The sequence below is a fragment of the Enterococcus raffinosus genome, assembly GCF_001886185.1.
GTDB classification, from domain to species: Bacteria; Bacillota; Bacilli; order Lactobacillales; family Enterococcaceae; genus Enterococcus_A; species Enterococcus_A raffinosus.
In genome coordinates this window covers 61,494-82,692 of the sequence record NZ_JXLA01000006.1, presented here as the reverse complement: position 1 = coordinate 82,692, position 21,199 = coordinate 61,494, and the positions used below count along the sequence as shown (strand labels likewise).

The following is a 21,199-nucleotide window of genomic DNA, read 5'->3' as shown; positions in this document are numbered from 1 at the left end:
CTATTGCTCCCCTTCTTGACTAAAAATATCTCTTGGACGGATAATCCCCAGCAGATTTCCATCTGAATTGCCGTTTTTCGTAATTAGAAGCGCTTCTAGAACCGCTTCTGTTTGAAACATTTTCTCCGCTTCAGATACCGTTGTATCTCCAGCAATAAACTTAAAATTCGCCCGTTTTCCGTTTGCCAACAATAAATCTTCGGCAACTAGCCCCTTAAGACTGACAGAACCATTCAAACTTGCTTGAGCGAAATAAAACCCGATGGTACGCAGAGTAATCAAGCCCATGAATTTTCCTGAATCATAGACGGGAAACTGAGAAAACCGCTTCTCTGTAATGATCTTCATCAGTTCGACTAATGGCAAATCACGTTCAAAGCCAGTAACCTTTTTACCAAAGCGAGGCAGCACTTTTTCTGGTCTTAATAGCTGCTCCTCAATTTTTTTAATCCGATCAACCGCCCACTCATTAGGTTCCGCGATTACAAAATCGTCCGCGACTTGATCATGGACGATTGCATTTCTCAACTGTGCCAATTGGAGTAAATCATTTTCACTGTCTCCAATCAAATTATCATGGCGTTTTGATAGACGGCGCACGGCTTCACTGAAACTCATGTTTACGGGATTCCCCAACTGACGTTTCAATTCCTTCTCAATCCGATTAAATGCACTTAAAAAAATATCTGCTCGTTCTCCCATTCCGTCTCTCCTTGTTTTGAAAGAATACACCTTTAGCTTCAGTATAAGTGAAAAAAAGCGGGATGAAAAGCCTGAGGTAATATGAAACGCGCACTGCTCGTTCTGATGATTAAAAAAAGCTTTACTAGACAAGACTTGAAAACACGACAAATAGCCCGTCTTTTATACGGACTCAATGTTTATTTATTTTTTCTTTATCAAGTGCTCACTTCGACAGAGTAAACACTTTATTTATAGATTATTTAGTCTGGTGGTTGTTTTACTCGATCGGCTTCATCTATGTCTTTCAATCGAAGAATCAAAACAATTTTTGCAGGATTGGTCTGATCATCAATTCCAGCATCCTCTAAAATAGCATCGTCTGGAATAACCGAAGAGATGACGGCTAATAATTGCTCTTCCTCCAGCTTCAAGGGATCGATTCCCTGAGGCATTTCAATTGAACGCATGAAAAGACCGGATTCGATGGTTTCCTCTGAAATGATTAAATCTTCTGGCAGGTTAAGTGTCGTCGGAGATGAAACTGCATTGAGCTCTTCAGTTCTTTCCATCGGCTCCTGCTGTGTTTCTGTTGTTTTATCGAAAATAACCGTTTCTATTTTTTCGACAAATTTTGCAGTGACCACATTTTCAAACAATTCAGCATCTTCCTTATCAAAAACCGTTAGCACGGTCAATTTTTCTAAGGACTTTTTGATTTCTTCTGGTGATTTATCCAGATTTGGATTTTTTAAACTCCAGCGATGATTCTTACCGTTGCTATTTTTAAATGTAGCCGCTAATCTATGCATGCCTATTCCTCCCTCCAGTTACGTATTTTTGAATCACTTAAGCTGTCATGAGCCGACTAGTCCCTTCAAAGGCATTTTGAAAAACCGCGTATACAATTTTTCGATCTTCTCTTTGACAAATGTTTTAACTGGAAAGAGTCGAATCGAAAGAACGCGCCACTCCTTTAACGTAAAATAGTCCTTGAAAAAAATATAGTAACTGCGCAGAGCACGTGTCGGTTTACTTTCAAAAAAGATTTTTCTAACAAGATCCCTTAATACAAAACTGAAATCCTCTTTCCCAAGTTCATCTCTTACTTGAAGCGCTATCAAAAATTGAATCGTATCTTGCTCATCCCGGGTTTGATAATAGTAATTCTTGATTCTTTTTTCTAAGGTTTTCCGTTTTAATGTGTAGACTTGATGGCAGCTTAATAATTTTACTTTTTCCACTAGAGTTCCTCCTTCCCATCAATTTATTTATATAAAACAGCTTAAATGCTGGATAATAGTCTTTTTAAAATCAGAGTAGTTATTTACAAAGCTACTTTACCTCTTTTCCTTCAAAAAATTAATTCCTAAAAATTAATAATTATTTAAGTATAGTAATTTTCACGTGAGAATCATTGATAGATTAAGGATATTGGCAATAAAAAAATCCTCAAAAATGTATTGACTTCCCATGTACTGAGCATTAAAAGTCAAAAAAGCCTCAGGAATAACAAAATTCCTAAGACTTTTCTTTCTAATTTGATGGCTATCAACGATTTTATATGAACGAAAATGAGTGAACAGTCGATATTAATTGGTGCTATCCGTTATTTTTATTTAGTACAGACTGAATAATCTCGATACCATCCTTCAGCTCTTGTTGACTGATAGTTAACGGCGGTAACAACCGCAACACATTTTTTCCTGCTTTGATTGCTAATAAGTTTTGCTTTTTTAATTCTTGTACCGTTTGCTTCAAGGTTTCTGGTGAATCTAACTTGATTCCGACCATCAAGCCTTTTCCACGTACATCTAGAACTTTTTCTGACGTATCTAATAGCTTTGAAAGTTCTCTCATTAGATAGCTACCCTTTTCTGCTACTGAAGCAAGAAATTCTGGTTGATTAATCTCACTCACAACGCAATCAGCAACATTCATGGCCAGATTATTGCCTCCAAAGGTCGTTCCGTGTGTTCCTGGTCCAAAGGCGTCGGCAAGTGCTGCTTTTCCAAGCATCGCACCGACGGGAATCCCATTAGCCAATGCTTTCGCAATCGTGATGATATCTGGTTCGATTTGATAATCTTCAAAGGCAAAAAAGGTTCCTGTTCTCCCCATTCCGGTTTGAATCTCATCAATAATCAATAGACTGCCATTTTCCTTGCACAATTGCGCTACTGCTTGCAGCCATTCCTTTTCGGCAGGGATAATGCCGCCTTCGCCTTGAATCACTTCTAGCATTACCGCCGCAACCTGTTCATTTAGTTGCTGCTTCAACGGTTCGAGCTGATTATAGGGAAGATACTCAAACCCCTCAACGATAGGGAAAAAGCCCGCCTGCAATGCCGGCTGTCCGGTAGCACTCAAAGCGCCATATGTGCGTCCATGAAAAGATTGCTCAAAGCTCAAGATTTTCGAGCGACCTGTGGCTTTTCTGGCTAATTTGATTGCCGCTTCGTTTGCTTCAGTTCCGCTATTGCAAAAAAAAGCGAGATAGTCTTTGCCCATTGTCAGTTTTTCTGCCACTTTTTCTTGTAAGTTGCTGGTATATAAATTAGAACTGTGCCATATTTTTTCTGCTTGTTGAGTAATGGCGGCCATCACTTTAGGATTCTTATGTCCTAGATTACTGACAGCTATTCCGCTCATAAAATCTAAATATTTCTCGCCATTCTGATCGAAAACATAACTGCCAGAGCCGTCGACTAAGTCAATCTCATCACGGGCATAGTTGGGAAACAAGTGGCTCATGCAAAAACCTCCTCCTTTGTGATGATTGTTCCTGCCTTTTCAATACAGTTGGTGATATGAACCTCTGCTACACCGTTCTCTAAAGCTGAGATGGCACTATCTAATTTAGGAATCATTCCTCCAGTGATGACTTTTTCGCTTTTCAGGTGCTCGACCTCGGAGCAAGAAATGTTTTCAAGCCACTCTCCGTCCTGTTTCACTCCTGGAACATCCGTCAATAAATACAACGCTTCAGCTTCTACTGCTTCAGCGATCTTACAAGCAGTATCATCAGCATTGACATTTAGCCATTGTCCACAAGAAGTCATTCCTAGCGGGGCAATGATAGGAATATAATTTTTGTGCAGCACACTTTCGATGGCCGTGGGATTCACTTCTGTAATCTTCCCAACGTATCCTAACTTCTCTTGATCAATAAACGTTCCTTGAATCATATTATCGCTAGAAGCGTTAAGCCCAATTGTCGCAAATCCTTGTTGCTGAAATAAGGTCGTAATGGTCGGCTGCACCTGTCCAATCAACACCATTTGAGTAATCTTTAACGCCTGCTCTGTCGTCACACGCAGACCGTCTTTGATTGTGACTGGAATATTCAAACGGTCCATCATTTCAGTGATATAATAACCACCGCCATGAACCATAATCACCTCATGTCCCTCAGACTGCCAAGCTTCAATTTGTTCGAAGAAATTTTTTGTTAGATTATCACTGGCAACACCGCCTATTTTAACCACGATTTTTCCCATAGTTTTTCGCTCCTTCATTTGTCTTGCTTTTCTTACGTGTGATACAATGCGTTCACTTCGACATATTTATATGTCAAATCGCATCCCCAAGCTTTTCCGCTTTGTTCGCCGATATTCAAATCAACAGTGATACATATTTTTTCTTTCTCAAGTGTTTGTTTCATCGTGATTTCATCAAATTCTTGGGGCTGACTGTGCTTCAATAATTGCTGATCTCCGATCCACATATCGATTTTTTCTGGATCTGTATGGGACCCCGCATATCCTACAGCGCAAATGATTCGTCCCCAATTAGGATCTTCGCCGAACATCGCGGTCTTTACTAAACTTGAGCCGACGACTTTTTTTGCAACTAGTCGTGCCTCTGTTTCATTAAGCGCGCCAACGACTTGGACTTCGATCAATTTGGTCGCTCCCTCACCATCTTTTGCAATCATCTTGGCTAATGTTTCGCTGACCAATTGAAACATCTCAAGAAATTTTTTATAGGCTTCGGTATTCTTTTCGATCATCGAATTTTCTGCTAGCCCATTGGCTAAAAGAAGAACCATGTCATTGGTAGAAGTGTCACCGTCTACTGTAATTTGATTAAACGTGGTTTCTGTTTTGTCAGCTAACATTTCCTGTAGCAGAATTTCTGAAATTTGGGCGTCCGTTGTAATGAAGGCTAACATCGTCGCCATATTCGGATGGATCATGCCTGATCCCTTTGCTACTCCGGCCATCGTTACTGTTTGTCCGTTAATTTCATCTGTTACCACAATTTCCTTAGTTGCTGTATCCGTGGTTAAAATGGCTTCATGAAACGCATATGGTGCTTGATTCTGCAAATCAATCTGATTAATCCCAGATTCGACTGTTTCCATCGGCAGCTGTTTACCAATAACGCCGGTAGAAGCTACAGCAACATTTTCTTGTGAAACACCTAAATGTAAACCCGTGAGAGCTTGCATTTCTTTCGCATTTTCTAAGCCGAGTGTTCCCGTACATGCATTAGCAATCCCCGAATTAACAACGACTGCTTGAATCTTTTGATTCGTCATTGCTTCTTTTGTAACAAAAATTGGTGCAGCTTTTACTTGATTGGTGGTATAAACAGCGGCTGCGTTAGCTGGTACTTCAGAGAAAATAACACCTAAATCTTTTTTTTCTTTTTTTAGTCCTGCATGTAAGCCAGTTGCCTTAAATCCTTTCGGGCTGGCGATTGTTCCATCAATGATTTGCATACTCTTCACACTCCGACTTTTTTTATGGATAAATAGGTACAAGGTTCAAACCGGTTGTCTCCGGCCAGCCTGCTAAATGATTCAAATTATGAACCGCCTGTCCAGCAGCTCCCTTTACTAAATTGTCTAATACCGTTACTACTGTGATGATGCTGGTCACCTCGTTATAGGCGACGCCGATGTCACAGAAGTTTGATCCGATAACTTGACGCAAATTAGGATAAACATTTTTATTCTGTACACGAATAAATGGCATATCTTGATAAAAAGTTTGATAATTTTCCCATAACTCCGTTTGCGTCAACTTTTTCTTGCTCCTAGCATAACTGGTGATAAATATCCCTCGGGTCACAGGAATCAATGAGGTCGAAAATTGGATGGCGGGAATGTTCTCATCCCACCTTTGTAATTGCTGCATAATTTCTGGTATATGTTGATGACTATTCATCTTATACAAAGTCATATTCTCATTGGCATTCACGAAATGTGTAGACTCAGATAGATTCTTTCCTGCTCCAGACAGTCCAGACTTTGCATCGACAATGATCGAGTCTGTCTCAATCATCTTTTGCTCTACTAGCGGTGCTAATGATAATAAGGCACCAGTAGCATAACAACCAGGATTTGCAATCAAAGTAGAGCTCGGTTTTGAATAAAAATCAGCTAATCCGTAATGAGAATTCTTTAGAATATCAACGGGAGCACCTGTATTTTTATACCATTTCTCATATTGACCTTCGCCTTTTAAGCGAAAATCACCCGATAAATCAATCACGGGGAAATCCGCATCAACAAATGCGGTTGCAATTTCCTTTGAAATACCTGAGGGAGTGGCAAAAAAGACCAGTTCTGCTCGCTTCATAATATCTGCTGGATCGATCGGTTCCAAAGGAAGGTCTAATAATTGCTTTAGGTGAGGCAGATAGTCGTTTATTTGCTGACCATTCTGAGAATGACTATGAATTGAGACAATTGTTACTTTAGGATGCTGCAACAAAAGACGAACTAGTTCTATTCCACTATATCCAGTCACTCCGATTATCGAAACTTTCATGCGAACCCTCCTTAAAAATGTATAATAATACGAATAGAAAACTACTATTTCTGATGATTATACGTGTAGTACTTATACAAGTCAATGGTTTTTTATAAATAAACATCCGTATATACGAAATATTATGCACTTTTTGCTTATTTTATGCAAAAACACGCTATGGGGCATTGATTTGTCTATCAATGCCCCATAGCGTGTTGATTATTTTTCTAAAAATCGATTCTTCTTCCTTCTTCGGCAGATTGATAAGCCGCATAGATCACTTTGATTGTATCGTAAGCCAAGTCTAAATCAGATAAAGGCTGACGATTATAGGCGATCGCTTCAACAAAATCTTGGAACTGATTTAAGTATCCTCGTAATACCTCTTCAGCAACAAAGACTTTATTCCAGCCCGTTTTTTCAGTCAACATTTCTGAAATATAAACATCCTCTAAGCCATCTTCATCTAAGAAGTAAGTGGATAGATTGTCCGCAGGTGTAATGTTGTTGATTAAAGCACTATCGTTTGTGTAAACTTCTACGTAGTTTTTCACGCCGCCCAAGGTATTATCGTTTGAGATAGAGATCGCTTTTGTTCCATCACTAAAGGTAATGACCACACTCGCGAAATCTTCAGTATCGACAGAATTTGCCGGAAAGTAACGTTTATCATGGGGATTCAGATTTGGCGCTAAGCGTCCAGTTTCTGCAGTTACGCTTTGGATTTTAATTTCTTCTTCATGAGCTTTCGCTTCCACCTGCTTAAGAAACAGCATGCCGCCAATTGGATGGCTGCCTAATCGGATCAATGAACCACCGCCGGCTAACTTCCAGTATGCAGAGGCAGGGGATGTGGATGATCGGATGCTTTCTTCCCCCTTCATATACATAATTCTGCTTTTTTTCTCCTCAAGGATCTTAGCAGAATGTAAGATATTTGGTGAATATACATAGTTTTCAGCATACATGAATAAACGATCGGATGCCTCAAATTTTGTTTTAAATTCCTCGATCTCACTAAGTACTCTTTGATACATTTTTTCTTTAGGTACTTTTAGTCCAATCGGTTGTTCATCGCCTTCTTCACCAAAATAGCCTGTTAATGGTTTTTCGCAAATGACATGTTTGTTCGCTGCTACAGCCTGATACGCAAGTGGTACGTGTGTAACTGGCGGTGTGATGATATCAATTGCTTCCACTTCTGGATCAGCAAGTATTTCCTCATACGTGTCTGCTACTTGTTCAATGATAGGCCATTTATCGCAAAGCTCCTGCGCTTTTGCACGGTCATTATCATAAACATATTTAATTTTTAACTCTACCCCGCTAACCTTTGAATAAGAATTGGTATGAAAGTTTCCAGCGAATCCTGCTCCGATAATGGCGATACATACTTTTTTCATTTTATACCCCTTTCGACTTTTGTTACTATTACTATAGGAAGAAAAACAATCAGAAACAATCGCTTTCATTCTAAATATTCATAACAAAAGTGGTATGATTATAGTAAATATAGAAACAGTTGGAGGCAGTGCATGAATACTTATCACTTAGAAATATTCTGCCGCTTAGCAGAAGTCGAGCATTACGGTCAAGTATCGGAGGAATTTGGAATCGCTCAACCCTCCTTAAGCCGAATTATTCACCGCTTGGAAGAAGAGCTTGCCGTTCCCTTGTTCGAACCTGTAGGAAGAAATGTCAGGCTTTCAAAAGCAGGGAGAATGTACTATCCGCGAGTGAAGCGATCTCTAGAAACCTTAGACAAAGGCATGAATGAAATTCTAGACTTTGTTGACCCCTTACATGGAACCATTGATTTAGGATTTATTTTTTCTATAGGTCCAGAGATTGTTCCGAATATTTTACAAACATTCCGAAATATCGAGGCCAATCAGCAGTTCCAATTTAGATTCTGGCAAGGAAATACCCCACGTTTGATTCGTTTTCTTCATGACGAAATTTGTGATTATGCTCTTTGTTCCTATTTAAAGGATCAACCAGAGATAACATTTACCCATCTTTTTGACCAAGAGCTGGTAGCGATTGTCGCAAATGACCACCCACTAGCACAAAAAGAGTGTATCGATTTTGCTGAATTGGCGAATGTCCCTATGGTTTTAACGAGAGACAAGACTTTTTATATTGAGAACTTATTTCGTCAACAAAAAATCCCACTTGTTACAGCTTGCCACGTTGAAGAAGATCAATCGCAGGCTGGTCTCGTGTCGGTTGGGTTTGGTGCTGCGATCCTTCCCTACAATGAGTTAATGGCTCATTTTGATATTAGTGTCTTAAGATTTACAGTTCCACTTGTGAGACCGGTCTATTTGGCGGAGAAAAAAGGCATTCGACTTAATCAAGCAGCCAATACCTTCCTTCATTTCTTAAAGACAAAAGATTTCCAAGAAAAAAAAGACTGAATCGTTGTATGATTCAGTCTTTTGTATTGTTAAAATAGGCCGATTGCATTGCCTTTTTCATCGACATTCATATTTAGAGCCGCTGGTTTTTTCGGCAATCCAGGCATGGTCATGACGTCTCCGGTTAAAGCGACTACAAAACCGGCTCCAATTTTTGGTACGAACTCACGAATCGTCACATCGAAATCAATCGGTGCACCCAATTTGCTTGGATCGTCTGATAAAGAATATTGAGTTTTTGCCATGCAAACAGGCAAACGATCCCACCCATATTTTTTAAAGGTTGCTAATTGTTGTTGTGCCTTTTTACTATAGATAACTTCATTTCCACCATAAATTTCACGGACGATTGTCTCAACTTTTTCTGTTAGGTCATCGTGTTCTCTGCTGAAGATTGAATGAAAGTCGTTTTCTTCGTTGGCAATTGTATCGACTAACGTTTTGGCCAAATCAATCCCGCCATCCGGTCCTTTTTCCCAAACACTAGCCAATTCAACTTTAACATCTTCCTGCTCACAAAGTTCTTTCAACAGTGTGATTTCCTTTTCTGTATCACTAACAAATTCATTGATTGCCACAACAACTGGTAAGCCGTATTTACGCATATTGCGAATGTGCTTGGCAAGATTGCTAAACCCGTCTTTTAAGGCATCAAGATTTTCAGCACTTAAATCCGTTTTTGCAACGCCTCCGTGCATTTTCAAGGCACGAATAGTTGCAACGATGACTACGGCATCTGGTGCTTTTCCTAAGCTCGGCACTTTGATATCTAAGAACTTTTCACCACCAAGATCAGCGCCGAAGCCTGCTTCTGTCACCACATATTCTCCACAATGTAAAGCAGCTCTTGTAGCTAAAATACTGTTACAGCCGTGAGCAATATTGGCAAACGGACCGCCATGTACAAAAGCTGGTGTTTGATAGATTGTTTGAACCAAGTTTGGTTTAATCGCGTCTTTTAGCACCAACGCTAAAGCTCCCTCTACCTTCAGGTCACCCACTGTCACCGGCTCACGATCAAACGTGTAGGCAACTACGATATTGGATAGGCGACGTTTGAGATCTTCGATATCTGTTGCAAGACATAAAATAGCCATAATTTCACTTGCTACAGTGATATCAAAACCGTCTTCACGAGGAACCCCATTGATTGGTCCACCTAAACCTACAGTAATATGACGAAGTTCACGGTCATTCAGATCAACGACACGTTTCCAGATCACTCGACGTGCATCGATGTTCAAATCATTTCCTTGATGAATGTGGTTATCAAGCAACGCTGATAATGCATTATTAGCTGTCGTGATCGCGTGCATGTCTCCTGTAAAATGGAGATTGATGTCTTCCATCGGCAACACTTGCGCATATCCGCCGCCAGTTGCGCCTCCCTTGATTCCCATAACGGGCCCTAATGAAGGCTCACGTAGGGCAATCACTGTTTTCTTTCCGATTTTATTTAGTGCATCCCCTAAACCGATAGTCACAGTTGATTTTCCTTCGCCTGCCGGAGTTGGATTAATAGACGTTACAAGAATCAATTTTCCTTCTGGATTTTTTTTCATCCGTTCTAAAGCATCAAATTCAATTTTTGCTTTATACTTGCCGTGTAATTCCAGATCATCAAATGATAAGTTGATTTTTTCTGCGACCTCCGTAATAGGCGCTAAAGTCGTCGCTTGAGATATTTCAATATCCGTTTTCATAAAAACTCCCTTTCCCGAACGTTATTCAGAAAAATACACTTTTTTATTCGTTCCTTCTTATTATAACGAATTATCCTGAGAAAAACATCACTTAGATTCGTTAATCTTATTGATTCGCAATTTTTGTTTCCATCACGTATAATAAAACCAGCAATTGCAAAGGGGTGTTGTGTAATGAATAATGGCATTGTTAAATGGTTTGATGAAAAAAAGGGGTATGGCTTTATTACCTATGAAGAAAATCAAGAAGTTTTTGTGCATTTCACCGCTATTGAGGAAGATGGATTCAAAAGTTTGGACCCTGGTGACGAAGTAACGTTTGTAATTGTAGAAGGCGCTCGCGGGATGCAAGCGGCTCATGTAAAAAAGAAATAAACGAAAAGATCAGTCATGACTGATCTTTTCGTTTTCTTTGATGTCAATTTCAGGATAAAATACAGCAAAATCTTTCAAAAAAGCGTCTCTTCTTTTTTTTCTCATTGCAAAATGAAACGTTGCTCCACTTAGTCCCTTCCGTTGAATGATGATTCCATCTTTACAAAGGGCTAAATAATCAATGTGTTCTTTAAGAAGTGTTTCTCGTCTCCAAAGTCTAGAGTACCTTACCTTTATTCCCGTCTCTTCTAAAACTAAATAGCGATGGAGACCAACCACACCACTCAAGACGGCGATACCAATAACGATATTTCCCTGCAAGTAGGGATGTGTCTTTTCTAATGTCAAGATTAAACCATAAAAAAGAATGATAAAGGTCACCGACCAATAGATGATACTGATCGATAGTTCCGGTTGCCAAAAATAGCGTTTTTTCTCCATTCATATACTCCTACTCTAAAAAAAGGATGATCCTTATGTTAAAAGTTTATACCGATGCTGCCACGAATCTAGAAAAAAGCGGCGGCGGTGTTTTAATCATTTCTGAAAAGCAACAGCAGCTAGCATTTTCATTACCTGAAACAAATAATCATCAGGCTGAACTAGCTGTCATTCTCTATGCGCTACATTATCTGATCGATCACAAGTTAAATGATCAATCGGTTTTGCTTTATTCCGATAGTAAAACTGCAATAAAAATTTTAGACCAAGGACAGACAAAAAACAAGCTCTTCCTGCCATATTTATCAGAGTTTAATGAAATTGCTCCGCAATTTCCACTATTAGTGCTTCAATGGATTCCTGAAGCAAAAAATAAAGGGGCGGACAATCTTGCCCGCCAAGGTTTACGAAAAAAATTATAAAACCGGTGAAAGCAAACGAGAAAAGCGTTGTTTGAAGTTCAGCCAATGGGACTGACTCGCGATCATCTCATCTGTTAATTCGATACATTCCTTCATGTCTTCTTCAAAGATCGTACGGAACAGCTGGGCAATCTCTGGATCATAGATAAAGCTGCTGACTTCAAAGTTCAGTTCGTAACTGCGAATGTCTTGATTCGTTGAACCGAAGGTGGCTAATTCATCGTCGACCACGATTGTTTTTGAATGAATAAAGCCATCAGCATAATGGTAAATCTTGACTCCGCGTTGGTGTAAATAATTAGCATAATACTGTGTTGCTCGATAAATAAAAGGATGGTCTGGCATATTGGGAATCATAATCCGGACATCAATACCAGAGCGAACAGCAATCAAAATAGCTGATATCATTGTTTCATCGGGGACAAGATATGGACTTTGAATCCAAACACTCTTCTCTGCTGCTAAAATCAAGCGGACAAACCCATCTTTGATGATCTGTTCGCTGGAATCTGGACCATCTGCCACGATTTGCATAGGGACACCCTTTTCAATCTTTTTCTGTGGCAAAACAAAATATTCAGGTAAATAGCTCATGCGCTCCGACTTACTAGAAACGGAAGCATTCCAGTCACGAATAAAGATTTCTTGAAGGGTAAAACTTGCCGTCCCTTCAATTCTCCCATGAGTATCTCGCCATCTGCCAAAGCGTTTTGATTCTCCCAGGTACTGATCCCCTACATTGAATCCACCGGTCCAGCTGATCTGTCCGTCAATGACGACGATTTTTCGATGTAAATGATAATTTAAGCGGGTTTTTGCTAAAATGTTCTTTGATGTGATAAACGGAGTGACTTTACCGCCGTTTTTGATAAGCGTTTCAAAAAACTTTTTGTTGGTTTTTGGAGAGCCCCAAGGATCATAGATCATTTTGACCTGGACTCCTGCTGCCGCCTTTTCCTCTAAAATACGCAAAAAACGATTACCGATTCGGTCATTGAAGAATGCATAGTACTCTACATGAATCGTACTTTGAGCAGCTCGTAAATCTTCAAATAAACGTTCAAACTTTGCCGTCCCATCTAAAAAGAACTCCAGCTCATTGCGAACAGCTAAAGGGGATTCGTCCAAATTTTGGAAATACTTTACTAAAGATTTCGCCGCCGGATACAACTGATCCGGTTCATTGTAATCCACATGACGATTGTCTTCCTGAATGATCTCATTGATTTCCTTTACGCGCTTTTCATCCTCTTGTTCAAACCGATACATAGTCTCGCCATCGATTCCCCGTCCACAAAAAGCATAAATTAAAAATCCGATCACAGGTAAAAAAATCAAGGTCAATAGCCAGGCCCAGATCGTTGTAATATTCCGCGGTTTACGAAAAACGGTAATTATCGCACCCACAGCATTGGCAATAAAAATTAAAAAAATAATTTGCTCAATAATTCCCAAGTGGTCCCCTCTTTTCAACAAAAAATTCTCTCATTTGAATTATACCCAAATCACAGTAGTAATAAAAGAAACACGCTACAGAATAGTCATTTTCTCATAAAAAAAGACAACATCACTAAGATGCTGTCTTTAGCCGTCGATAATTATGCCAACCAGTTCGCTACTTCTGCTAGTGCATCAGATAATCCAGCTGGATTCTTACCGCCTGCTTGTGCCATGTCTGGACGACCGCCACCGCCACCGCCAACTTTTGGTGCAATTGCTTTGATCAAGTCGCCAGCCTTCAACCCTTTTTCATTCGCTGTAGGACTCATAGCCGCTAATAAATTCACCTTTTCCCCTTGAACTGTTCCAAGAACTAAGACGTCGGATAAGGCTTTTTGTTTCCATTGATCCGCCAATTGCCGCAGCTGATTCATATCTTTGACGTTAACTTGTGCTGTAATCACAGTGGTTCCATTGATTTCCTTCACGTCTTTGAAGACATCTCCGGCCTGTTGGTTCGCCAATTTTGTCGCTAGTTGTTCATTTTCTTTTTGTAATTCTTTTACTTGCTGTTGTAGCTGTTCTGTTTTGGTGACTACTTCTTTGATTTGTGGTGATTTCACGATTTGTGCAACCTGCATCAACTGTTCTTCTTCATCTCGGAAGGCTTCATATGCCTCTTTGCCTGTCAATGCTTCGATCCGACGAACACCGGCGCCAATACCAGATTCAGAAACGATCTTGAACAGGCCGATGTCTTCAGTGTTCACCACATGCGTTCCGCCACATAACTCGATAGACCAGTCACCAATATTCACCACACGAACATCGTGACCATATTTTTCGCCAAACAGGGCCATCGCACCCATATTCTTGGCAGTATCGATATCTGTTTCAATCGTTACGACTGGAATAGCCTCCCAAATTTTTTGGTTAACGATTTTTTCCATTTCTTTCAGTTCAACTGCCGTAACCTGACCAAAGTGAGTAAAGTCAAAACGTAAGTGGGTATCCGTTACTAATGAACCCGCTTGGTTCGCATGATCGCCTAAAACTTCTTTTAGTGCTTTATGCAATACGTGAGTCGCCGTATGGTTTTTTATCACTTTATTACGAAAAGCAGCATTTACTTGTAGGAAGTATTTATCTCCTTCGTTTAATGATTCAAGAACTTCTACAGTGTGCAACGCCTGACCATTTGGCGCTTTTTGCACATCTGTTACATTGGCAATGATTTTGCCTGATTGGTCAACAAGGATTCCTTTATCCGCAATCTGTCCACCCATCTCAGCGTAAAAAGGTGTCTCAGCAAAAATGACTTTGGCTTCTCCTTCCTCCACTGTGGAGACCATCGCATTGTCTTGTAGGATAACAAGTAATTCACTTTCAATTTCTAAATGATCATACCCGACAAACTTGCTGTCAACTTTGATATCACCTAATAACGCTGTTTGAACACCCATGGATTTTTCTGTCGTACGAGCTGCACGAGCACGTTCTTTTTGAGCCTGCATCTCTACTTCGAAGCCTTCATGATCAACTTTTAGCCCTTCATCTTCAGCAACCTCTTCCGTTAATTCCACAGGGAAGCCGAATGTATCGTAAAGCTTAAAGATGACTTTTCCATCAAGCGTTGTCTCGTTTTTGTCCTTCAGATCCGCTAAAACATCATTCAACATGGTCAAGCCATCGTTGATTGTTTCATGGAAGCGTTCTTCCTCAGTACGAACAACTTTTTCGATAAACGCTTCTTGTTGTTTAACCTCTGGATAGTAGCTCACCATAATTTCACCGACAACAGGAACTAATTTATACAAAAAGGCTTGGTCGATCCCAAGTTTTTTTCCATGCATGACTGCCCGACGTAATAAACGACGTAGGACATAGCCGCGTCCTTCATTTGATGGAAGCGCACCATCGCCAATTGCGAATACTAAAGAGCGAATGTGGTCAGCGATAACTTTAAAGGAAATATCTAATAATTTATCTGTTCCATATTTTTTACCACTTAATTCTTCAACTTTACCGATAATCGGTAAGAACAGGTCTGTTTCAAAGTTAGTTGGTGCATCTTGGATGATCGAAACCATTCGTTCAAGTCCCATACCCGTATCAATATTTTGATGAGGCAATGGTTCATACGTCCCTTGTGGCGTATGGTTAAATTCTGAAAAGACCAAATTCCAGATTTCTAGATAGCGTTCATTTTCTCCGCCTGGATAGTTTTCTGGATCATCTTCAGCTAAGTCGTTGAATGATTCTCCGCGGTCGTAGAAAATCTCTGAATCAGGACCGCTCGGACCAGCGCCTAGATCCCAGAAGTTGTCTTCGATCTCAACAACATGATTTGCTGGAATACCAACTTCCTCTAACCAAATACGTTTTGCTTCCTTGTCCTCTGGATAAACTGTGACATACAATTTATCCGGATCAAACCCGATCCAATCTGGCGAAGTCAAGAATTCCCATGCCCATTCGATCGCTTCTTCTTTAAAATAGTCACCAATAGAAAAGTTTCCAAGCATTTCAAACATCGTATGGTGACGGGCAGTTTTCCCGACATTTTCGATATCGTTTGTGCGAATGGATTTTTGTGCATTCGCGATGCGTGGATTTTCAGGAACGACACTTCCATCAAAATATTTCTTCATGGTGGCAACACCTGAATTGATCCACAATAATGTTGGATCATTTACGGGAACTAATGAGGCACTTGGTTCAATCATGTGCTCTTTCGTTTTAAAGAAATCTAAAAACATTTGGCGCACTTCAGCGCTTGATAATTTTTTCATCTATTCTCCTCTTTTCTAAAAAAAATAAAAACTACCACTGCAGTCAAGGACGAAAACTCGCGGTACCACCTTGATTGCAATGATAGTTTGATCATTACCTCTTCAGCTCGTTAACGCTGAGCAGCGTTGATTTTTCAATCAAATAATTGTGGGAGCAATTTATTCTTCGCCACGTGCAGCTTTCAGCAATCGTGCACTTTCTGTGGAGGCGTAAGGAACAAACCATATCCTTTTATGAGTATAGGAAAAAGTTTGCCAAAAGTCAAACTAGATCTTGATTAAAATCGCTTTACGATACAAATAATCACTCGGCGATAATACTTTTTCATGGAGCATCGTCGTATTGTTGCTAAAATAGCTCGACAAAGGAAGAAAATCAACAATTGGAATGCCCACATTGTTTTTCTTATTCGTCAATTTTAAAACACCTGGATCTTCCGTGATCTCAAAACGTTCCATGGAAGTATCGAAATACAGGCCAAACATATTCTCCCTTTCCATCATCTTGCGAACCTTTTTTCCTCGGTAAGGGTCCTTCACATTCAAATCATTTCCCCAGCGGAATAGACGGCGGCTGCCCGCCCCGTTGACATACTCCCACTGATCCTCCGTCAAAAGATCAAAATTCTTCTTCCGAACTTTTTTCCTCAAGCTGCTATAGGTATGTTGCTCATGACTAAAAACAAAATAACTGTCTGAATGGGGCACCATTTCAATATACCAACGGTCTTCTTTCAAGACATTTCTAGGAAAAGACCAGGTCATGCTCTCTTCTGGTGTCAAATTCGGAGAAAGTACCTCTTTGATTTCTTCCTCATACATAGAAAATTGATCGGCTTCACCAGAAAAACTTCCTGTTACTGCATCGTAGATTCCTAAATAATTAGTTCCAGCGGGTAACGCATGTCGTTGAACGAACATTGGTGGAATTTTAACTTTTCGCAGACTTGTGGTTTTATCATTGATTAATTCCCCTAAAGAATCCACGTCAAAAAAATTGTACTGTCCACGTAACTCTTCAGGAATTGTGATTTCCTGAGAGTTTGGTGCAGTTTCTAATAGAGACAAGCCCTTAGTGCCCAAATTCCATCCTAAAATTGCATCTTTATTTCCAGGAATAAAAACAAATTCCTCTTCATCAATTAACAATTGGAACGTTTGACACTTAATCCCGTATAAATCAAAATCTTTTAATTCAATATCTGAAATCTTCATCAGCGGGTTAACAAAATGAAGTAATAACTGGCTTAGTAAGGTACGTTTTTCTTTGGGATTCAATCGTTTCCAATAGGACCAGTCTAGTTGATCGAGTAAGTTCATAATTCTTTCTGCCTCCTCCAACATCATATGCTAGAATTATACCATTATCATAATGAAATGAGGATTAAGATGAAAAAATATTTTGGCGCAACACCAGAACTTCAGGCTGCTGCTTTTTATTTGCGCTATCAAGTTTTTGTTTTAGAACAAAATATTTTACCAGAATTGGAATTCGATCAATTGGATACAACAGATCGACAATATCTTGTTTTCTTTGATGATCAGCTACCAGTGGCAACCGTTCGTTACCAAAAATTGGATTCTTTCACCTTGAATCCCGATCGCTTATGTGTCCATCCCGATTATCGAGGTCGCGGATTGGGTGCTGAATTGCTGCAATATATTGAAAAGCGAGCTAGTAAGGACGGATGTTGTTATTCCGTTCTCTCTGCGGAGATCAGCGCACAAAAATTTTACGAACAACAAGGTTACCAAGTTGTTTCTGACGTTTTTGAAGAAGATGGGATTCCATGTATCAAAATGCAAAAAGAGCGACTGTCCAAAGATTAGCGGACGTCGCTCTTTTTGTTAAGAATTCGAGCGCTTTTTATTTTTACGTACACTGCGCTCTTCCTGCCGGCGTGCTTGCCGACGTTTTTGTTTGTTTGATTCTGAAATTGCTCGATCAATTTTCTTTTTGTATCCAGGTTTGATTTTTTTCTTGGATTTTTTTACTAAACCAATCAATGTTGGATCTAGCTCATCCTTTGATTTCTCACGTTTCTTTCGTCGATTGCGGTCGTAGGTATCGACGATTTCTCCATTTTTTATTTCTTTTGGTTGGAAAGTAACGCCAGTATTTTCTATCAGACTAACGTCGTTTTCATCACTTGGACCATACAAGGTAATCGCTGTGCCTGAAAGTCCGTTTCGTCCCGTTCTTCCAACACGGTGAATAAAGAAATCTAAATCTTGAGGGATTTCAGCATTGATAACATGTGACACCCCTTCAATATCGATTCCCCGTGCGGCTAAATCGGTTGCCACAACATATTGGAAGTCTAAGTTTTGTACTTGACGCATTACCCGCTTACGTTCTCGTGGTGAAATATCCCCGTGAATCTTCGCCACTTTTAATCCTTGAGATTTCAAGTAGTCGCTGATTTCATCGACATGCTGTTTGGTATTCGCGAAAACAATGGCCAAATAAGGGTGCCCAATGGTTAATAACTGATAGATCAGACGATTTTTATCTTGCCCTTTTGTTGAAATCAACCAGTTTTCAATCGTATCGGAAATCACGGCTTTAGACTTGATTTCTTCAATCACTGGATTTTCCATATATTTCAAAAGAAACGGACGTAACTTCTCAGGAATCGTTGCAGAAAAAACTAGCATTTGAAGATGTTTCGGTAACCGACCAGCGATTTGATCTACTTCAGCTAAAAAGCCCATATCCAGAGTCATGTCTGCTTCGTCAACAACAAAATATTCTGCTGTATGAACCTTCAATGCCTGTTCGTTCATCATGTCTAAAATTCGACCGGGTGTCCCAATTGCTACATGAGGCTGATGAGTGGATAGCTTTTCTATTTGGCGTTGTTTATCAGTGCCGCCAACAAAATTAGTCACTCGAATTTCAGTTGGTGAAAATTGGGCGATTTGAATCGCTGCCTGATAAATTTGTGTTGCCAATTCACGACTTGGAGCTGTAATAACAATTTGTACCTCATCTTTTTCAGGATCAATCTTATCCATCAAAGGCAATAAAAATGTATGTGTTTTTCCTGATCCAGTTTGTGATTGTCCAACAACATTTTTTCCTTTTTTGACTAAAGGAATTAATTTTTCTTGAACCGCCGTTGGTTCAGTAAACCCTTTATCCTTAATAGCTTCAAGAATAAACGGCTGGAAATTGAATGATTCAAAAGTTCGCATGTTATACCTCTTTCTTTAACGTACTAATCGTATACGTGTGACTCGCTTTATCATGGAATAGGCGGTTTTTTCTTCTTATGAGAGCATACAATAAGTTGAAAAGAAATAAAAGCAAAATTCCTAAACTCATAAAGCCAAATGTAACATAAGCAATAAATATTGAGTGATTGGCTGTTGATAAATGGTTCATCGTAAAATTAAAAATCTGCAACAGTCCATTAAGGAAAAGATAAAAGGCGCTATACCGCTTCACTAAACTCCAAAACCGAATATGCTCTCTGTTCTTTTCTATCACTTTGATACGGACCACTTTTTTTCCAATGGTTTGCCCATTCCAAAAATACATAACCAGCATGAAGTATAACACAACTTCCAAAGTGAAGCTGACAAATGGATAACTTAATAAGACTTTTATGTCACTAGGTAGATTGGTTCCAATAAGACCAACAAGACTACTGAAAAAACCAATAACCATCCAGTCAATCACCATTGCTACAAAGCGCCGCAACAGAGAAACTTGCTGTCCTTTAATATACGATTCTGAATCAAGCTCGTTCCTTGTTGGTAGAAAGAAAGTAAAGAGTGGCGCACAGGCGAAGCCGAAGGTTCCACCTAATGTGTTGTGAAATAAGTCATTGACATCAAATAGACGATACGGGCGTGGATAAATAAAGTATAGTCCACTCAATTGAGTCAATTCGAAAAATAAGGACAAACAAAAACTAGCCAAAATCGTCTTCCAAAGTGAAAATTTGAAATAGTACCGACAGTACACACCAAATGGAAATAACAGGAAAATATTAAAAACCGGTTCAAGAAACACACTTTGTTTCATTGCCGGCAAATACGTGCTTGGATTATTCAATTGCAGTACTGTTTGATTCATGAAGTTGTGCCAAGATTGAAAAAGATGAAGCTCGTATCTCGGACCGGTCATCTGTGCTACTGCATCAATGCTTGGAAGAGGCAAAATGACCAAATAATAAGCAGATAGTAAATAGAAGACAAAGGAATAAAGAATCAGACTTCTCAATTTACCTAATTGTCCATATTTGCGATAGTAATAAATTAAAAATGGTGCAGTAATGATCATTGCCAAAAAAGGGAAAGTTATCACTGCTGCTTTAATAGGAAAAATATAACTGTTCATAAAACTCCCTCATCTTATTAAAGAACTGCCGACTATTCGAATCAGCAATGCTTTTTTTTGTGTTGTGGTAAAATGGAATCAGCTCTGATTTATCATGAATTTTCAAGGAGGTTTTTTTATATGCTTAATCCGCTTTTTGCGTTTGGCGTTCCCGCAGCCCTGATGGTTGCCTATATGATTTTCTATTTTTTAAAACGGATGAAAAGTAGCGAATATCGACGGTTTGCCTTGACATTGATTTCAGTTTTTTTGACAACTTTTAGTTATCAAGTTTACAACTACAGTCAAACTGTGGTCTCACTTACTTCAGCAGAAAGTTTTCAAAAGAACTTTGGATACAGTCAAGGTCGCTTAATCGTCCCATTCGCTCTCGGCGCAATTCTTACGGTCATCAATGTTTACTACCTTTTCCGTCAGTTTAGAAAAAAAGAATAACAGGGACTCCTGTTATTCTTCCAAATCAAAGAATTTGATTTCGACATTCTCAAGTAACTTCAAGGTATTCAAGTCTAAGTTGACCCACTCTTTTGATGCTGGTTGATAATTATTATCCTCAAACGACATTTCGATTTCATTCAAAAGTTGTTCGGGCGTTCCAAAAAAGCTTCGTTCTTTTTCAAGTAAAAGACTAATCAATGCTGGATTTTCTACTAAGAAATAATCCTCTTGGTATTTATATAAAATTACCTGGTAGGTCTTATTCGTAAGCTTGCAACGAATAGCGAATAATCCTTCAGACAATTTTGGCATTTTTTCTAAAACTTCTTCGGGACTCAAGAATTCACGATGTAGCATTCAGAGTTCCTCCTAACCAA

21 protein-coding genes are annotated in these 21,199 nt (G+C 39.4%); 5 read left to right on the top strand and 16 right to left on the bottom strand.

Annotated elements, in window-relative coordinates; genetic code table 11:
* From RV13_RS04630 to RV13_RS04595, 8 genes are all read right to left on the bottom strand, one after another.
* Nucleotides 1-702 (bottom strand): CBS domain-containing protein, encoded by a 702-nt coding sequence (locus RV13_RS04630; protein ID WP_010744823.1) that lies wholly within the window; start codon nt 700-702, stop codon nt 1-3.
* A 242-nt stretch (nt 703-944) separates the two neighbouring features.
* Nucleotides 945-1,493 (bottom strand): DUF2922 domain-containing protein, encoded by a 549-nt coding sequence (locus RV13_RS04625; RefSeq protein ID WP_010744822.1) that lies wholly within the window; start codon nt 1,491-1,493, stop codon nt 945-947.
* Between the two features lie 45 nt (nt 1,494-1,538).
* Entirely contained in the window at nt 1,539-1,925 is a 387-nt protein-coding gene (locus tag RV13_RS04620) for a hypothetical protein (RefSeq protein WP_010744821.1), read from the bottom strand.
* Between the two features lie 358 nt (nt 1,926-2,283).
* Complete coding sequence (gene argD / locus RV13_RS04615) at nt 2,284-3,435, bottom strand: acetylornithine transaminase (RefSeq protein ID WP_010744820.1); 1,152 nt, start codon at nt 3,433-3,435, stop codon at nt 2,284-2,286.
* Nucleotides 3,432-4,181, bottom strand: a complete 750-nt coding sequence (argB, locus tag RV13_RS04610; protein WP_010744819.1) for an acetylglutamate kinase — start codon at nt 4,179-4,181, stop codon at nt 3,432-3,434. The genes argD and argB overlap by 4 nt, the downstream gene beginning before the upstream one ends.
* Before the next feature lie 32 nt (nt 4,182-4,213).
* Nucleotides 4,214-5,407: a bifunctional glutamate N-acetyltransferase/amino-acid acetyltransferase ArgJ gene (gene argJ, locus RV13_RS04605; RefSeq protein ID WP_010744818.1), complete on the bottom strand. Its 1,194-nt coding sequence runs from the start codon at nt 5,405-5,407 to the stop codon at nt 4,214-4,216.
* 22 nt (nt 5,408-5,429) lie between these two features.
* Nucleotides 5,430-6,461: an N-acetyl-gamma-glutamyl-phosphate reductase gene (gene argC, locus RV13_RS04600; RefSeq protein WP_010744817.1), complete on the bottom strand. Its 1,032-nt coding sequence runs from the start codon at nt 6,459-6,461 to the stop codon at nt 5,430-5,432.
* 209 nt (nt 6,462-6,670) lie between these two features.
* Nucleotides 6,671-7,846 carry a Gfo/Idh/MocA family protein gene (locus RV13_RS04595; protein WP_010744816.1) on the bottom strand — a complete coding sequence of 392 codons (1,176 nt, stop codon included), beginning with the start codon at nt 7,844-7,846 and terminating at the stop codon, nt 6,671-6,673.
* A 132-nt stretch (nt 7,847-7,978) separates the two neighbouring features.
* Here RV13_RS04595 and RV13_RS04590 point away from each other — a divergent pair, with 132 nt between their 5' ends.
* Nucleotides 7,979-8,863 carry a LysR family transcriptional regulator gene (locus RV13_RS04590; protein ID WP_010744815.1) on the top strand — a complete coding sequence of 295 codons (885 nt, stop codon included), beginning with the start codon at nt 7,979-7,981 and terminating at the stop codon, nt 8,861-8,863.
* Between the two features lie 29 nt (nt 8,864-8,892).
* Here RV13_RS04590 and RV13_RS04585 read toward each other — a convergent pair whose 3' ends face one another.
* On the bottom strand, nt 8,893-10,566 hold the full coding sequence (locus RV13_RS04585; protein ID WP_010744814.1) for a formate--tetrahydrofolate ligase: 1,674 nt from the start codon (nt 10,564-10,566) through the stop codon (nt 8,893-8,895).
* A gap of 174 nt (nt 10,567-10,740) precedes the next feature.
* On the opposite strand from RV13_RS04585, the gene RV13_RS04580 reads away from it, so the two are divergent.
* Nucleotides 10,741-10,941: a cold-shock protein gene (locus RV13_RS04580; protein WP_010744813.1), complete on the top strand. Its 201-nt coding sequence runs from the start codon at nt 10,741-10,743 to the stop codon at nt 10,939-10,941.
* A gap of 9 nt (nt 10,942-10,950) precedes the next feature.
* On the opposite strand, the gene RV13_RS04575 is transcribed toward RV13_RS04580, so the two are convergent.
* Complete coding sequence (locus tag RV13_RS04575) at nt 10,951-11,382, bottom strand: EbsA family protein (RefSeq protein WP_010744812.1); 432 nt, start codon at nt 11,380-11,382, stop codon at nt 10,951-10,953.
* Nucleotides 11,383-11,417: 35 nt separating this feature from the next.
* Here RV13_RS04575 and RV13_RS04570 point away from each other — a divergent pair, with 35 nt between their 5' ends.
* A complete protein-coding gene (locus tag RV13_RS04570) occupies nt 11,418-11,804 on the top strand; it encodes a ribonuclease HI family protein (RefSeq protein ID WP_010744811.1) in 387 nt (128 codons plus the stop codon).
* On the opposite strand, the gene cls is transcribed toward RV13_RS04570, so the two are convergent.
* The 3 genes from cls to RV13_RS04555 form a co-directional block, all read right to left on the bottom strand.
* Nucleotides 11,799-13,259, bottom strand: coding sequence for a cardiolipin synthase (cls, locus tag RV13_RS04565; RefSeq protein WP_010744810.1), 1,461 nt, complete (start codon nt 13,257-13,259; stop codon nt 11,799-11,801). The genes RV13_RS04570 and cls overlap by 6 nt on opposite strands.
* A gap of 143 nt (nt 13,260-13,402) precedes the next feature.
* A complete protein-coding gene (gene alaS / locus RV13_RS04560) occupies nt 13,403-16,036 on the bottom strand; it encodes an alanine--tRNA ligase (RefSeq protein WP_010744809.1) in 2,634 nt (877 codons plus the stop codon).
* Between the two features lie 267 nt (nt 16,037-16,303).
* Nucleotides 16,304-17,356: a DUF7278 family profilin-like fold-containing protein gene (locus RV13_RS04555; protein ID WP_010744808.1), complete on the bottom strand. Its 1,053-nt coding sequence runs from the start codon at nt 17,354-17,356 to the stop codon at nt 16,304-16,306.
* 69 nt (nt 17,357-17,425) lie between these two features.
* On the opposite strand from RV13_RS04555, the gene RV13_RS04550 reads away from it, so the two are divergent.
* Nucleotides 17,426-17,866, top strand: coding sequence for a GNAT family N-acetyltransferase (locus tag RV13_RS04550; RefSeq protein WP_010744807.1), 441 nt, complete (start codon nt 17,426-17,428; stop codon nt 17,864-17,866).
* Nucleotides 17,867-17,884: 18 nt separating this feature from the next.
* On the opposite strand, the gene RV13_RS04545 is transcribed toward RV13_RS04550, so the two are convergent.
* Together RV13_RS04545 and RV13_RS04540 are read right to left on the bottom strand one after the other, a co-directional pair.
* On the bottom strand, nt 17,885-19,234 hold the full coding sequence (locus tag RV13_RS04545) for a DEAD/DEAH box helicase (protein WP_010744806.1): 1,350 nt from the start codon (nt 19,232-19,234) through the stop codon (nt 17,885-17,887).
* A gap of 1 nt (nt 19,235) precedes the next feature.
* Nucleotides 19,236-20,384 (bottom strand): VanZ family protein, encoded by a 1,149-nt coding sequence (locus RV13_RS04540; protein WP_010744805.1) that lies wholly within the window; start codon nt 20,382-20,384, stop codon nt 19,236-19,238.
* Nucleotides 20,385-20,504: 120 nt separating this feature from the next.
* On the opposite strand from RV13_RS04540, the gene RV13_RS04535 reads away from it, so the two are divergent.
* Entirely contained in the window at nt 20,505-20,819 is a 315-nt protein-coding gene (locus RV13_RS04535; protein WP_010744804.1) for a hypothetical protein, read from the top strand.
* 12 nt (nt 20,820-20,831) lie between these two features.
* On the opposite strand, the gene RV13_RS04530 is transcribed toward RV13_RS04535, so the two are convergent.
* Complete coding sequence (locus tag RV13_RS04530; RefSeq protein WP_010744803.1) at nt 20,832-21,179, bottom strand: hypothetical protein; 348 nt, start codon at nt 21,177-21,179, stop codon at nt 20,832-20,834.
* Nucleotides 21,180-21,199: the final 20 nt, after the last annotated feature.